Consider the following 13,227-nt stretch of genomic DNA (forward strand, 5'->3'; position numbering starts at 1 on the left):
GCCGTCGTGTCGCCGGCCGGCTGCCGGATCGCCGGTGTGCGCGGTGCGGCAGCCCCCTCACGTGAGCTTCGTGCCGGCCCGCCCCGTCGGACGAGCCGCGGCGTAGGTCCGGTTCGCCCAGGCCTGGAAGTGCGGGGCACGGATGACGAGTTCACGGTAGGCCGCGGCCGCGTAGTGGTGGAGCGCTTCCGCCGTCACCTCGTCGACGCTGCCGCGCCGCCGGATCATCAGGTGCCTGAGCCACAGCGGCGTACCGGCCAGCGGTTTGATCTGCACGCCGTCGACGGGCCTGTGGGTGGCCTGGATGGCGGAGACGCCGTGGCCGTCGGCGATCAGTGCCTGCAGCTGGTCGAGCGGGCTGAACTCGTGCACGGCCGCAGGGGTGAAACCGGATGCCCGGCACGCATCGTAGAACGCGCCCGGCCAGCCCACCCCGTCGTCGGGAGCGACGAACCAGGTGTCCTCGGCCAGCTCCTCGAGCGGCACCTCCACCCGGTGCGCCAGCCGGTGATCGGCGGGCAGCGCGACGAAGACCGGCGCCGTGACGATGGCGCGGTGCGCGAGCGCGGGGGAGTGGCGCAGATCCTGCCCCGGGTAGTCGATGCCCAGCGCGGCGTCCAGTTCGCCGTCCTCCAGGAGCCTGACCAGCTCCCCGGTGGAGTACACGCTGCTGATCGACATCGTCAGATCCGGGAAGGCCGTGCGCATCGAGGCCACGAGGCCGGGCAGGACCGGGGTGTTCGTGGCACCGAGCCGCAGCGTGCGCGTCGGTCCCGGCGGGGTGGCGGTCCGCCGCCGGCCGAGGGCGTCCGCACGGGCGAGGACGTCGCGGGCCTGGCTGACGACCTCGACACCGTACGCGGTGAGCCCCACCCCCGTGCTGCCCCTGGTGAACAGCGGCTCGCCCAGCGCCTTTTCGATGCGCCGGAGCTGCGTGCTCATCGCAGGCTGGGTGTATCCGAGGGCCGTGGCGGCCCGGCCCACGCTCCCGGCGTCCGCTATGGCGCACAGGGCACGCAAATGGCGTAGTTCCAGCTCCACTTGCACACCTCGCCGGCCGGGGGACTGTGACGACCGGCCCATTATGAGCGGCTCCCCGCCCGTCCGGTACGGCACGGGCCCGTGGGGCCGTGCCCCCGGTGTTATGCCTGGTCCGGTCGAGCTCCTATCCCTCAACTCGTTGTTCCGGCAGGGCAGTCGTGGAAATCTCCCTGTGCGCCTTCGCCCCCGACCGGGCGAGCGGGCGGAGCCGCCCGGCGGCGCAACCCAACCCCCCACCAGGAGTGTCGATGCGAAGAAGAATGCCTGCCTTGCTCGGCAGGGCATCCGGAATATGTGCGTCCGTGGCGCTGGCGATCATCGGAACCCTCCCCGGCTCCGCGTCCGGGGCCGCCGGCCGGCCCGCTCCCGAACCGGCCGTCTCCTCCGCTGTGTCGGCCGCAGCCGACCGGGCATGGACGGGGAACGGGAACGCCCAGACGGACCGCCAGCTCAGGCCGCTGACCCCGGGCGAGCTTCCCCCGCTGTCCGGCACGGGGTCCGGGAACGGACCGGCCCCGGCCACGCTCACCGCCCCGGCCGCCGGGACAGCAGCCGCCTGCTCACCCGCGGACTTCGGCTCCCGTGACGGCGCGCAGCTCGTGAGTCTCGTCAAGTCCTCCACCGACGCCTGCCTGAACAGCCTGTTCAGTGTCGGAGCGGCCGACGCGCACAGCGTGTTCCGCGAGGCGAAGATGGTCACCGTCGCCGACGCCTTCCGCACCTCCGCGCTCCGCTACGCCGGAACCAACGCGGACAGCACGTACCAGCTGGTCCTCTTCCTTCGCGCCGGCTACTACGTCCAGTACGGCCATCCCGACGAGGTCGGCGAGTACGGAGCGCCGCTGAGAACCGCGATACGCGGCGGCCTCGACGCGTTCACCCGGAACACCCACTACCTGGACGTCACCGAGGAACACGGCCGTACGCTCAGTGAGTCGGTCATCCTGATCGACAGCGCCGCGGAGGCGGGCCGCTATCTCGGGCCGCTCCAGCGGATCCTGAACGGCTACAACGGCAGCTGGGACGCGTCGAGGAGCATGGTGGCCTCCGCCAACGCGGTGTACACGCCGTTGTTCCGGGGCCACCAGTTCCCCGACTTCGTCAGGGCCGTCACCGCCGATCCGGGCATTCTGCGCACCCTGAACCGGTTCGCACTCGGCCACCTGGACCTGCTCGGCACCGACCGGGCGTACCTGACCAGCAACGCCGGAGCCGAGCTCGCCCGCTTCCTCAGGGACGCCCCGCTCAAGGCGACGGCCCGCCCGCTGGTCAAAGGGGTGCTCGACGCCACCGGCATGACCGGGCCGACCGCCCGGCTGTGGCTGGCCACGGCGAACCTGGCCGACTACTACGACGCCGCGGCGTGTGGGTACTACGACATCTGCGGATTCAAGGAAGAGCTGGCGAAGGTCGCCCTGCCGATCACCCACGCGTGCGATCCGGCCCACACCATCCGGGCCCAGGAGCTGACGGCCGCCCAGCTGGCCGCGTCGTGCGGCAGTCTGCGAAATCAGGACGCGTACGTCCACGACATCATCGCCGACAAGGGCCCCGTGGCAGACGACCACAACACCACCATCCAGGTCGTCGTCTACAACAGCCGTGCGGACTACCAGATGTACGCGGGGGTCATGTTCGGCATCGACACCGACAACGGCGGCATGTACCTGGAGGGCGACCCCTCCCGCCCCGGCAACCAGGCCCGCTTCATCGCCTACGAACAGGAGGGCCAGGTCTGGAACCTCAACCACGAGTACACGCACTACCTCGACGGCCGCTTCAACACCCACGGCGACTTCGCCGACTCCGTGGCCGTTCCCACCGTCTGGTGGATCGAGGGCTTCGCCGAATACGTCTCCTACAGCTACCGCGGCATCGACTACACCGCCGCCATCACGGAAGCCGGCAAGCACACCTACGACCTGAGCACCCTGTTCCGGACCACCTACGAGAACAGCAACCAGGCCAGGACCTACCAGTGGGGTTACCTGGCGGTCCGCTACATGCTGGAGAAGCACCGCCCCGACGTGCTGGCCGTCCTGGCCAAGTTCCGCACCGGTGACTACAACGGGGCCTACGCCCTCTACGCCGACGGCATCGGCACCCGCTACGACGCGGACTTCGACGCCTGGCTCACCGCCTGCGCCGCCGGCGCGTGCCAGGGCGGCCCGTCCGCGACGCCGTGCACCGGCGCCGACACCCGGCTGCTGGGCCGGAACTGCTCACGCTCCGGCCGTTCGGCCGCGGCGGGCGGCACCGACCACCTCTACCTGTGGATGCCGGCCGGCTCCACCACCCTGACCGTCACCACCAAGGGCGGCACGGGCAACGCCGACCTCTACTACAACGCCGGCACGTGGGCTTCGCCGAGGGTGTACAGCGCCCGCTCAACCGGCACCGGCACGACCGAACGCCTGACGGTCACCAACACCACGGCCGGATACCGCTACATCAGCCTGTACGGGGCCACGGCCTTCAGCGGCGTGACGGTGACCACGTCGTACTAGGCCCATGTCGTCGTCCGGCCGCTGCTGCCCGAGTCGTTTGCGGGGCAGGAAGCGGCTGGACGACCGCCTTGTGCTCAACGGAAGTTCCGCACCGGGACCGCCTGGCGGGACGTGCCCGAGCGGTGCGGCCCGCGCGTCGGCCCGGACCGCCGAGGTCGCGCCGCCGGTTCGGTGTCGCCTACACCCTGGCCCGGCGGGACTCGGCCTCGTACAGCAGATCCCGCAGTTTCCGTGCCGCCGGCAGCGGGGCAGCAGGCAGCGCCACATGTACGGTCCGGCGCAGGGCCGGGTCGGTGAGGCGGCACAGGACGAGTTCGTCGGGGACCGCCCAGGCGGCCAGCGAGGGGACCAGCGCCACCCCCAGCCCGGCGGCCGCGTAGCCGAACTTCCCGGTCCACTCCGCGATGCGGATGATCTTTCTGGGGGTGAAGCCCGCTCGCGCGCAGGCGTCGGCGAGCATCGTGGGGCGGTCGCCGTACGCGTTCTGGAGCCAGGCCTCGTCGTGCAGTTCACGCAGGTCGATCGTCCCGACTCCGGCCAGACGGTGCCCGCGCGGCAGAGCGACGAACAGCTCGTCCTCGCACAGTGCGGTCGTCGTGACACCGTCGGCCGACGGCAGACCGGACGGGTAGTCGCTGACGACGGCGAGGTCCAGCGCCCCGTCCGCGAGGCGCTCCATCAGCGTGTCGGTCGGGCCCTCGACCGCGACGACCTCGACATCCGGCCTGGCGTCCTGGAGCGCCCGCAGGGCGGTGGGCACCAGCGAGATGTTGGCGGTGGCGAACGCGCCGACGTGCAGCAGCCCGCCGTGGCCCGCGTGCAGTACTGCCAGCTCCCGCTCCGCCCGCGACAGCCGGTCGAGCACTTCCATGGCGTGCCGGTGCAGCGTGCGGCCTGCGGGATTCAGTCGTACGCCTCGCGGGAGCCGTTCCAGCAGTGGTCCGCCCGCCTGCTGTTCCAGGGCGGCGATCCGTCGCGACACCGCGGACTGCGTGTAGTTGAGCCGGGCCGCCGCTTTCGTGAACGATCCGGTCTCGGCCACGGTCACGAGCAGTCGCAGTGCGTCGAGCTCGAACACGTTCCTCCCCCTCCAGGTTCTCCTCCGCCCCCACCATCTTCCCCAAGGCATTCCTCTAGCGCATGGATTCTATGCAATCCAGTCGCTGGTGGAATGCCTTGTGCCGTCCTAACGTCGTTCACGAGGCAGTGCTCTGGAGGGGGACTCGGCTCCACCACTCCAGCGGCCCAAGAGATCCGAGGGGAAGAAGTGTGTTGAGCGACTCAGGGCTCGGGGGGCGGGTTTGACGGGGAGTACGGGCCGGCCGACCAGGGACTACTACGCGGGAGCGATCGGCGAGAGGCCCCGGCGCCCGGCACCGCCGCCCCTGTTCGGCCCCGTCCCGCGGGAGCGGCGCGGGGCCCGCTGGTGGCTGGGCTGGCTGCTGCCGGTGATCGCCGCCCACCGGTTGTGCTCCCCGACGCGCCCGGACCGGATTGTCGACCCCCTGGTCGCCAGGGTGCGGCTCTGGCGCACCGGTGTCGGCTTCGCCGCGACTGTTGGCGCCTGGCTGGGCCTCGGACTCGTGGCCCCTCGCGACATACCGGCCCAACTGCACGAGAACTTTCGCGTGAGTCTCAGCGCCACCGCCTTCATCCTGCAAGTCCTCTGGCTGGTGATCGCCATGGTCCCCAGCGGCCACAGGTGGCCGGTGGCGGTACGCGCACGCGGCTCGCTCGTGGCGTTCCTCGCCACATGGACCGCCACCGCGACGCTGATGCAGACCAGCCTCTCCCAGTGGCCTCCCGCGTCGCCCGCGGCCGCCGCCGGCGCGCTGTGGCTGGCACTGTTCAGCGTGTCCACGGGCCTGATGATCATCACCAACGGGGTGCGCACCGCCGACCTCAACGACGCCCTGCCGGCCGTCGTGTCCGTCGTGCCGATCCTGCCCGTCAGCATCCCGCTGCTGGCAGACGCCATGTACGACCGGGTCTCGCTGCCGCTGCGCCTGCTGATCGGCCTGATCGGCCCGGTGACCCTGATCGCACTGGCCCGTTGGGAGCTGCGCCGCCTGCGCAGGCTGTACGGCATACGCCTGTCCGACCTATGGCGTCGGCCCTGAGCAGCCCGCCGAGTCACTGGTGAGCGGCGTCCGGAAGCCTGGCGTAGTCGGCCTCGGTGACGCCTCGCGCGCCGGCAGCCCGTCCGCCGAGGGGCATGTCCCCTTCGTCGCCCCCGGGGGGTATCTGAGCTGGAACGCGGAAAATCAGTGGCGACAAGTACCCGACACCGCCGCATAGGTTCGGTTCTCACGGGCACGCGCATCGAAGCCACGGCGGACGGCCGAAGGCCTCGCCGGGACACAACTTCCGAGGCGCGACAGGCGGGATGATGAACACCACGGACGGCAACGGCGGTACGGCCGCCGAGAAACGGATCGATGTTTCCACGGCCATGCGCCGTGCCTCCGACCAGCTCGCCGAGTTGCTTCGGTGCGAGCCCGGCGCCGTTTCCGCGCTGCGCGCCACCGATGAGGGGTGGCGTGCCGACGTGGAGGTCGTCGAACTCGAAAGAGTCCCGGACACCATGAGCGTCATGGCGTCCTACCGCGTCGAACTCGACGCCGACGGCCGACTCGTCGCCTACGAGCGCAGGCACCGGTATGCGAGAGGCCGGATCGACCGCCGCTGAACCCGGGGCCCGGCCCGTCAGGTGAGAGGCCGGGTCCGAACCAGCTCATCGGATGGAGTTCTGCTGTGACTGTTGTCCAGCAAAGCAATGCAGCGACCAGTGGGAGCGGCTCGGGAACCCTGTACGACGTCCTCGAGCTCATCCTCGACCGAGGGCTCGTCATCGACGCCTTCGTGCGGGTCTCCCTGGTCGGGATCGAGATACTCAAGGTCGACGTGCGCGTGGTCGTCGCCAGCGTCGACACCTATCTGAGGTTCGCCGAGGCGTGCAACCGGCTGGACCTCGAATCCGGGCGCAAGGCGCCCAGCCAGCTCACCGACATCGTCGGCGACATGACCGAGAACGGCGCGAAGGGCAAGTCGAAGGGCGCGCTGAGCGGGGCGGTGGAGGCTTTCACCGACACGATCAAGGGCAACCGCGACGAACCCGAGGAGGAGCCGCGCAAGCGCTCCACCCGCAGGACTTCTGCCGGCCAGACGTCCCAGAGCCGGGGGGAGTGACCGGTGCCCACCTACGTGTACGCCATCACCCGGGCCGACCACCCGCTGCGTCTGGACGGCGTGTCCGGCGTCGGCGACCCGCCGGCGGACCTGCGCACGGTCACGGCGCGGGACCTCACGGCCGTGGTCAGCGAGGCGCCGCCCGGTCTGCGGGCCAAGCGCCGGGACGTGATGGCCCATCAGAGCGTCGTCGAGAGGCTCATGGACGACGGCGCGACCCTGCCGATGCGCTTCGGCCTGCTCGGTCCCGACGACGAGCAGGTGGCCGCCGTCCTCGAACAGGAGCAGTCCGGCTACCGCGAACGGCTCGCCGAGCTGGAAGGCCACGTCGAGTTCCATCTCAAGGCGTCCCGCGACGAGGACGACCTGCTGCGCGAGATCATGGAGCGGAACGACGAGATCCGCCGGCTCAACGAGCGCACACGGGACGACCCCTCGGCCCACCAGGACCGCATGGCGCTCGGTGAGATGGTGTCCGACGCCGTCACGGCCCGCCGGCAGAGCGAGGCCGACGAACTGGTGGCCCTGCTGGAAGGGGCCGCCGCGCGGACCGCGCGGGGCGAGGCCGCCACGAGCGTCTTCCTCAACGTGTCGTTCCTCGTCAGAGACGAGGAGGCGGCGGCCTTCACCCGGCTCGTCCGGGAGGAGGCGGAGCGGCGGGGGAGTACCTACCAGCTCACGCTCACCGGGCCGCTTCCCCCGTACAGCTTCGTCTGACCGCCCCCGACGGAAGGTGGCAGCCGTGGGGCTCATCACCGGCCTCCTGACGTTCCCGCTCGCTCCCGCCCGGGGTACCGCCTGGGTCCTCGACCAGCTCGTGCTGGCCGCGGAACGCGAGTACTACGACCCGGAGCCGGTGCTCAGGGAACTGGCGGCACTGGAGCGGGACCTGACCGCCGGCCGTATCGGGGCCGAGGAGTTCGACCGGCGGGAGGACGAACTCCTCGACCGGCTGGAGGAGATCGAAGCCCACCGGCGTGGAACGCGCGGCCCCTGACGGGCCGTGCGGGCCCCGGGCGCCGCGGCGTCCCGCGGTGCCGAGACAAGGAGGTACACGGGCCATGACGGACAACGCCGGGCCGGGCGCAGACCCGGCAGGGCAGCGGAGCACGTCGCCGGGCGAGGCCCCGGCGGTGCGGAGGAGGCGGACCCCGTGACCCAACCGATCGCCGGCCGCACGGCCGCTTCCCCGTACGGACAGCAGGGTTCGTCGGCCAACCTCGCCGACATCCTGGAACGCGTCCTGGACAAAGGTGTCGTCATCGCCGGCGACATCCAGATCAACCTGCTCGACATCGAGCTGCTGACCATCAAACTCCGCCTCCTCGTCGCCTCCGTGGACAAGGCGAAGGAGATGGGCATCGACTGGTGGGAGCACGACCCGTCGCTGTCCTCCCGAGCGGTGGCGCCGCGGCAGGCCGCCCCGAACGGGCACGCGGCAGCGGCAGAGGCCGCACACGACGGGCAGGAGGCCCTGGCGCAGGAGAACGAGCGGCTGCGGGCCGAACTCGCCGCACTGCGGGCGGCGGCGGGACTGCCCCGAGCGGCCACGGGCACGCAGGGGCACGCCACCACAGAGAGGCGGGAGGAACAGTGAACACCGCGGCCGACACCCCGCTGAGCCGCCGGACCGGCGACGAACTGTCGTACGTGTACGCGGTCGGCCGGGACCACGACGCGCTGGGGCGCACCGCCGTGCGCCTCGCCGGTGTGGACGACCGGCCCGTGGGCGTGGTGGCCCGCGCCGGCGGACTCGCCGCCCTCGTGTCGCGCGTACCGGCCGTCGCGTACGGTGAACACGGGCTGAAGGCACAGCTGGAGGACCTGGCCCGGCTCGAGGCGGTCGCCCGCGCCCACCACGCGGTGGTCGACGCCGCGTTCGCGGCGGCGACGGTGCTGCCCATGCGGCTGGCCACGGTCTACCTGGACGACGAGCGCGTGACCGCGATGCTGGAGGAACGTCACCACGAGTTCGACCTGCTGCTCCGACGACTGGACAGGCACGTCGAGTTCGGGGTGAAGGTCTACGCCGACCCGAGCAGCGCCCGCATGCCGGAGCCGGCCGGGGAACCGGCGGCCGGGAGCCCCGGGCGCGCCTACCTCCAGCAGCGGCGGGCGCAGCGGCGCGCTGGGCGGGAGGCCCACCGGGCTGCCGCCGCCGTGGCCGCGGACGCCGCCCTGGCCGTCCGCGATCTCGCCCGGGAGCGTGTGGTGCACCGCCCCCAGCAGGGCGAACTATCCGCCCGGGAGGGGGAGAACGTCGCCAACGAGGCCTACCTCGTGGCCGAGGACCGTGCCGGAGTGTTCCGTACGAGGCTCGAGGCGCTCGTCCGTGACACACCGGGCGTACGACTCGAGGTCACCGGTCCCTGGGCTCCGTACTCGTTCGCAACCCCCGTCGCCGGCGGCGACGCCGCACGATGAGCGCCGAGCCGGACCGTGCGGACGTCGCCGCGACCGGCACGCCTGCGGGTCCGCAGGTCGCCCTCGTCGATCTGCTGGACCGCCTCCTCAACGGAGGAGCAGTGCTCACGGGCGACCTCGTCCTGTCCGTCGCCGACGTGGATCTGGTGCACATCAATCTCCGCGCCGTCATCCGGTCGATCACGGCGGACGAGCCCGGCCCGTGGTGACGCGCGCCAGGCACCCGGCGGGGAAGCCCGTCCGGTCACACCCGAGGAGGACCCAGTGAGCGGCGAAGCCAGCACGACGGCCCGGCGTCTGGAGACGGATCCGGACACGGTGGAACGGGACCTGATCAAACTCGTGCTCTCCCTCGTGGAGTTGCTGCGGCAGCTGATGGAGCGCACGGCACTCCACCGTGTCGACGAGGGGGATCTGAGCGAGGACCAGGAGGAACGCGTCGGGATGACGCTGATGATCCTCCAGGAGCGGATGGCCGAGCTGTGCGACCGCTACGACCTCACGATGGACGACCTCAACATCGACCTCGGCCCGCTCGGCTCCCTGCTCCCGCGGCACGGTGGCTGAGCCGCCCCCCGGCGCGCGACGTCGCGGAGGTATGGCCCGACTCCGGGCTGCCGCGGGCTCAAGGGCCTTCCTCGCGCATCTCTGTTGTCGTGGTCGGCCGGATCACGTAACGTCACCCGACGTGAACACCGGACCGGCGATACGCCACACACAGACGGGCCATCCGGTGGAGGGCTGATCGCTCGTCGGGTGCCGAGAAGGCACCCCCTCGTCTCGGCACGCGGACCTCCCAGTGCTTGCGCACAGCGAGTCCCTTTTCGTGTCGAACACCAGCGAGGTCAGCCGTATGACAGTCACGTTCAACCACACCATCATCGCCGCCAAGGACCGCACCGAGTCGGCGCGGTTCTTCCGAGAGCTGTTGGAACTCCCGGAAGCGCCGTCCTGGGGCCCGTTCACGAACATCCAGCTCACCGACGGCGTTCTGTTGCAGTTCGCCGAGCCGCCGGTCGACATCCAGATGCAGCACTACGCGTTCCTGATCGACGACGAGCTGTTCGACCGGGCGTACCAGCGCCTGTGCGACGGCGGCGTCGACCATTGGGCCGATCCGCAGATGCGGCGCCCGGGCGAGATCAACAACGAGCACGGCGGTCGAGGGGTGTACTTCAAGGACCCCGCGGGCCACGCGATCGAGCTGATCACACGCCCCTACCTGTAGCCGGCTCAGTGCCCGGCCGGGCCCCCGCGACGGGGCGCCCGGCCGGGCACCGGCGTCACCTCTTCGCAGGGGGCCACGGTGTTCTCGAACTCCTCGCCGGCCTTCGTTTGCTCATGGGGGGCAGAAGGCGCGTCAGCGCGTGGCGACCGCCTGGAGCTCGGTGACCAGCTGCGGCGTGAGCAGGCCGCCCACGCGGTCGGACAGCACCCCCATCTCGTAGCCGATCATGCCGACGTCGCTGCCCTCCGCCGCGACCACGCCCAGACAGCTTCCGTCCCGGACCGTGGTGACCAGCAGGAAGCCGCCGTACATCTCGACCATCACCAGCCTCACACCCCCTCCGCCGTGCCGGCCATGGGCCCGGGCCGCGCCCAGGGCGAGGCTCGTGATGCCGGAGACGACGGCAGCCAGGTGGTCGGCGTGGTCGCGGCCCAGGGAATCGGAGGCAGCCAGCAGCAGCCCGTCGGACGAGACGGCGACCGCGTCGGCGACGCCGTGGACGGTCCGTACGAATTCGGCGATGAGCCAACTGAAGTTCTGCGCCTCGCCGGTGAGCGGGATGCCGGTCGTCAGGGTCATGCGCTGTCCTTTCCGGCTGCCGCGCCGCGGGCGACGCCCTCGCGGAAGCCGCTGAGCATGGACCTGATCCGGTCCTTGCCTGGTGGTTGTTCGATGGGGGCGGGGGCGGCGAGCAGCGCGGGCGGCAGGGCCACGTATGCGGTGATGCCTGAGCCCTCGGTCTCGCGGAGTTCGACCTGCGCGCCGAGGCGGGCGGAGAGCCGACCGACGACGTAGTGGCCGAGGAAACGGGTGGGGGCGACGAGGAAGCTCTGCTTGCCGGAGAGACGGGCGTTGGAGCGGGCCAGCGCCTCGGCGGTCATGCCGACGCCGCGGTCCACGACGGCGAGGCAGTATTCGGCTCCGTCGCGCCAGCCGTACACCTCGACGGGGCTGTGCGGCGGTGAGAAGACCAGTGCGTTCTCGATCAACTCGGCGAGCAAGTGGGACAGTTCGGCGACCGCGTGGCCGCGGATCCGGCACGGTTCGACGTCCACGGCCGCCACCCGCTGGTACTGCTCGACCTCCGACACCGCTGACTGGACGACCTCCAGGGCACCGACCGTGCCCGTCCACGTACGCGGCGGCCCGTGCTCGCCGACGAGGACGAGCAGCGACTCGGCGTTGCGGCGCATCCGGGTGGCGAGGTGGTCGAGCTCGAAGAGCTCGGCGAGCGCGTCCGGGTCGACCTCCTGGCTCTCCAGCGTGGTGATGAGGCCGAGCTGGCGGCGGAGCAGGCTCTGGTTGCGGCGCCCGAGGTTGGCGAGAGACTCCGAGGTGTTGCGGCGGAGGACGGCCTGCTCGGCGGCGAGGCCGACAGCCGTCCGCTCGACATTGTGAAGAGCCGCGGCGAGCAGGGCGATCTCCTGCGCCCCGTCGTGGAATCCGGGCTCCGGCCGTGCTTCGGGCGGCTCCGGTGTGAGGCCGGCGGCGGTGTCGTCCGGGTCGGCCTGCTGAATGCGCAGGACCGCCTCGGACAGGCGTGCACCCGCCACCTCGTCCGCCTCCTGCGCGAGGGCGCCGAGCGGGCGTGTGATGGAGCGGGCCGAGAGTACGGCGAGGGCGGTGGCGAGCGCGACGATCAGCACGCCGAGGCCGAGAAAGCCCCCGAGCTGGCCGGTCGCATCATCGCTGAGCTGCCCTGCCCTGTCGCGTACGTCCGCGCCGACGCTCCGCTGAACGGCGTGCAGGTCGTCGACCAGCACGGTCATCGACCGCCACCACACATCCGGGTCGACGTTCAGCCGGGACCCGTCCGCGCCGGCCGCCGCACTTTTCTCCAGGCCGGTGGCCCGCTTGGCGTCGCGGGTCGCGAACGCACGGTCGAGCGCCCCCCGCTGGGCCTCGGTGGCCGACTGCGCGTACTGCCCGAGGGCGGCGACCCGGGCGGCCCGTACCTCGGTGAACGCCAGATACTCACCGCCTCTGAAGCGCCCCGCCGCGAACACTCCGTTGAGCGAGCCGCGCTCCAGCGCCACGGATTCCTCGATGTCGGCGAGCGCCTGGAGCGCGTCGATCCCGTCCGCCAGCGCCCGGTCGCCGCGCGCCGCGTCATCTCCGTCCGCCGACTGTGCCTTGATCAGCGCGGTGATGACGGAGGTGTAGAAACGCAGGGTGGCCGCACGGTCCGCGGACCCGTCGTCGACCTCGGCCCGTACGGCGGCCAGACCCGTCAGCAAAGCCCGCGCTCCCTCCACCGCGGACGCGGTCTCCGTGTCGTTGTCGCCCTCGGCGAGCAGCACGGCGAGGTCGGCACGGGCCTCGTCGGAGCGCAGGCGCTGCCCGTCGACGTCGTCGCGGTACTGGCGGGCGCCGCCCAAGAGGCCGTTGGTGAGGCCCCGTTCGCGCTGCAGATCGTGTACGAGCGCCTGGACCCGGAGCACGAGGTCCACCCGTTCCCGGGTCTCCCGCGCCGCGGACCAGTCGGCGGCGCGATCCGCGACCGCGAGCCCGGTGAGCACGAGCAGCAGACACGTCGGCACGGCCAGCACGATGGCGACCCGCCCGCGGATGGTCTTCCAACCAGGCAGTGCACGTGCGATGCGGCCGATCCCCGGCCTGGCGTTCCCCGTCACACGACCGACGCTAGGCAACGACCGTCAGCACGCCATTTCCCGTCAGTAAGGAGCCCGTTGCACCCCCCTCACCACGGGGCGGTCTCCGGGTGCGGGCCGCGCCATCTGTCCGTAATACGGTGCCGAACCGGGCGAGGGAGCCGTATCGATCTCTTCGCCGGAACGCCACGACGGCCGTCCCGGATCCGGGGCGGGCCGTCGCGAG

At 71.5% G+C, this 13,227-nt stretch carries 15 protein-coding genes; 11 read left to right on the top strand and 4 right to left on the bottom strand.

Annotation, left to right across the window (positions count from 1 at the left end; all coding sequences use genetic code 11):
• Window positions 1-57 precede the first annotated feature (57 nt).
• Complete coding sequence (locus HW130_RS03625; protein WP_177147913.1) at window positions 58-1,041, bottom strand: LysR family transcriptional regulator; 984 nt, start codon at window positions 1,039-1,041, stop codon at window positions 58-60.
• A 302-nt stretch (window positions 1,042-1,343) separates the two neighbouring features.
• Between HW130_RS03625 and HW130_RS03630 the strand changes: the two genes are divergently transcribed.
• A complete protein-coding gene (locus HW130_RS03630) occupies window positions 1,344-3,548 on the top strand; it encodes a M9 family metallopeptidase (RefSeq protein ID WP_309140310.1) in 2,205 nt (734 codons plus the stop codon).
• Between the two features lie 178 nt (window positions 3,549-3,726).
• On the opposite strand, the gene HW130_RS03635 is transcribed toward HW130_RS03630, so the two are convergent.
• Window positions 3,727-4,626, bottom strand: coding sequence for a LysR family transcriptional regulator (locus HW130_RS03635; RefSeq protein ID WP_177147915.1), 900 nt, complete (start codon window positions 4,624-4,626; stop codon window positions 3,727-3,729).
• A 223-nt stretch (window positions 4,627-4,849) separates the two neighbouring features.
• Here HW130_RS03635 and HW130_RS03640 point away from each other — a divergent pair, with 223 nt between their 5' ends.
• The 10 genes from HW130_RS03640 (at window position 4,850) to HW130_RS03685 (ending at window position 10,389) form a co-directional block, all read left to right on the top strand.
• On the top strand, window positions 4,850-5,668 hold the full coding sequence (locus HW130_RS03640) for a hypothetical protein (protein ID WP_177147916.1): 819 nt from the start codon (window positions 4,850-4,852) through the stop codon (window positions 5,666-5,668).
• A 269-nt stretch (window positions 5,669-5,937) separates the two neighbouring features.
• A complete protein-coding gene (locus HW130_RS03645; RefSeq protein ID WP_177147950.1) occupies window positions 5,938-6,237 on the top strand; it encodes a gas vesicle protein in 300 nt (99 codons plus the stop codon).
• A 65-nt stretch (window positions 6,238-6,302) separates the two neighbouring features.
• Window positions 6,303-6,737: a gas vesicle protein GvpJ gene (gene gvpJ, locus HW130_RS03650; RefSeq protein WP_177147917.1), complete on the top strand. Its 435-nt coding sequence runs from the start codon at window positions 6,303-6,305 to the stop codon at window positions 6,735-6,737.
• Window positions 6,738-6,740: 3 nt separating this feature from the next.
• The gene (locus tag HW130_RS03655; protein ID WP_177147918.1) at window positions 6,741-7,454 is read left to right on the top strand and encodes a GvpL/GvpF family gas vesicle protein; all 714 of its coding nucleotides are present in this window, start codon (window positions 6,741-6,743) and stop codon (window positions 7,452-7,454) included.
• A gap of 25 nt (window positions 7,455-7,479) precedes the next feature.
• On the top strand, window positions 7,480-7,734 hold the full coding sequence (locus HW130_RS03660; RefSeq protein ID WP_177147919.1) for a gas vesicle protein GvpG: 255 nt from the start codon (window positions 7,480-7,482) through the stop codon (window positions 7,732-7,734).
• Between the two features lie 156 nt (window positions 7,735-7,890).
• The gene (locus HW130_RS03665; RefSeq protein WP_177147920.1) at window positions 7,891-8,334 is read left to right on the top strand and encodes a gas vesicle protein; all 444 of its coding nucleotides are present in this window, start codon (window positions 7,891-7,893) and stop codon (window positions 8,332-8,334) included.
• Window positions 8,331-9,161 (top strand): GvpL/GvpF family gas vesicle protein, encoded by an 831-nt coding sequence (locus HW130_RS03670; RefSeq protein ID WP_177147921.1) that lies wholly within the window; start codon window positions 8,331-8,333, stop codon window positions 9,159-9,161. The genes HW130_RS03665 and HW130_RS03670 overlap by 4 nt, the downstream gene beginning before the upstream one ends.
• Window positions 9,158-9,370, top strand: coding sequence for a gas vesicle protein (locus HW130_RS03675; protein ID WP_177147922.1), 213 nt, complete (start codon window positions 9,158-9,160; stop codon window positions 9,368-9,370). The genes HW130_RS03670 and HW130_RS03675 overlap by 4 nt, the downstream gene beginning before the upstream one ends.
• Complete coding sequence (locus tag HW130_RS03680) at window positions 9,303-9,728, top strand: gas vesicle protein K (RefSeq protein ID WP_375256504.1); 426 nt, start codon at window positions 9,303-9,305, stop codon at window positions 9,726-9,728. The genes HW130_RS03675 and HW130_RS03680 overlap by 68 nt, the downstream gene beginning before the upstream one ends.
• Before the next feature lie 286 nt (window positions 9,729-10,014).
• Window positions 10,015-10,389 carry a VOC family protein gene (locus tag HW130_RS03685; protein WP_177147923.1) on the top strand — a complete coding sequence of 125 codons (375 nt, stop codon included), beginning with the start codon at window positions 10,015-10,017 and terminating at the stop codon, window positions 10,387-10,389.
• Window positions 10,390-10,521: 132 nt separating this feature from the next.
• On the opposite strand, the gene HW130_RS03690 is transcribed toward HW130_RS03685, so the two are convergent.
• Window positions 10,522-10,968, bottom strand: a complete 447-nt coding sequence (locus HW130_RS03690) for a roadblock/LC7 domain-containing protein (RefSeq protein WP_177147924.1) — start codon at window positions 10,966-10,968, stop codon at window positions 10,522-10,524.
• Window positions 10,965-13,022 (bottom strand): ATP-binding protein, encoded by a 2,058-nt coding sequence (locus HW130_RS03695; protein ID WP_177147925.1) that lies wholly within the window; start codon window positions 13,020-13,022, stop codon window positions 10,965-10,967. Before HW130_RS03695 ends, HW130_RS03690 begins: the two co-directional genes overlap by 4 nt.
• Window positions 13,023-13,227 lie beyond the last annotated feature (205 nt).

Origin of the sequence: Streptomyces sp. PKU-EA00015, assembly GCF_013387495.1 — a bacterium.
GTDB lineage: Bacteria > Actinomycetota > Actinomycetes > Streptomycetales > Streptomycetaceae > Streptomyces.

Bases quoted from the DNA above. Each gene is read 5' to 3' on its own strand.
- HW130_RS03645 (WP_177147950.1), top strand. From the start codon at position 5,938: ATGAACACCACGGACGGCAACGGCGGTACGGCCGCCGAGAAACGGATC.
- HW130_RS03675 (WP_177147922.1), top strand. From the start codon at position 9,158: ATGAGCGCCGAGCCGGACCGTGCGGACGTCGCCGCGACCGGCACGCCT.
- HW130_RS03690 (WP_177147924.1), bottom strand. From the start codon at position 10,968: ATGACCCTGACGACCGGCATCCCGCTCACCGGCGAGGCGCAGAACTTC.
- HW130_RS03685 (WP_177147923.1), top strand. From the start codon at position 10,015: ATGACAGTCACGTTCAACCACACCATCATCGCCGCCAAGGACCGCACC.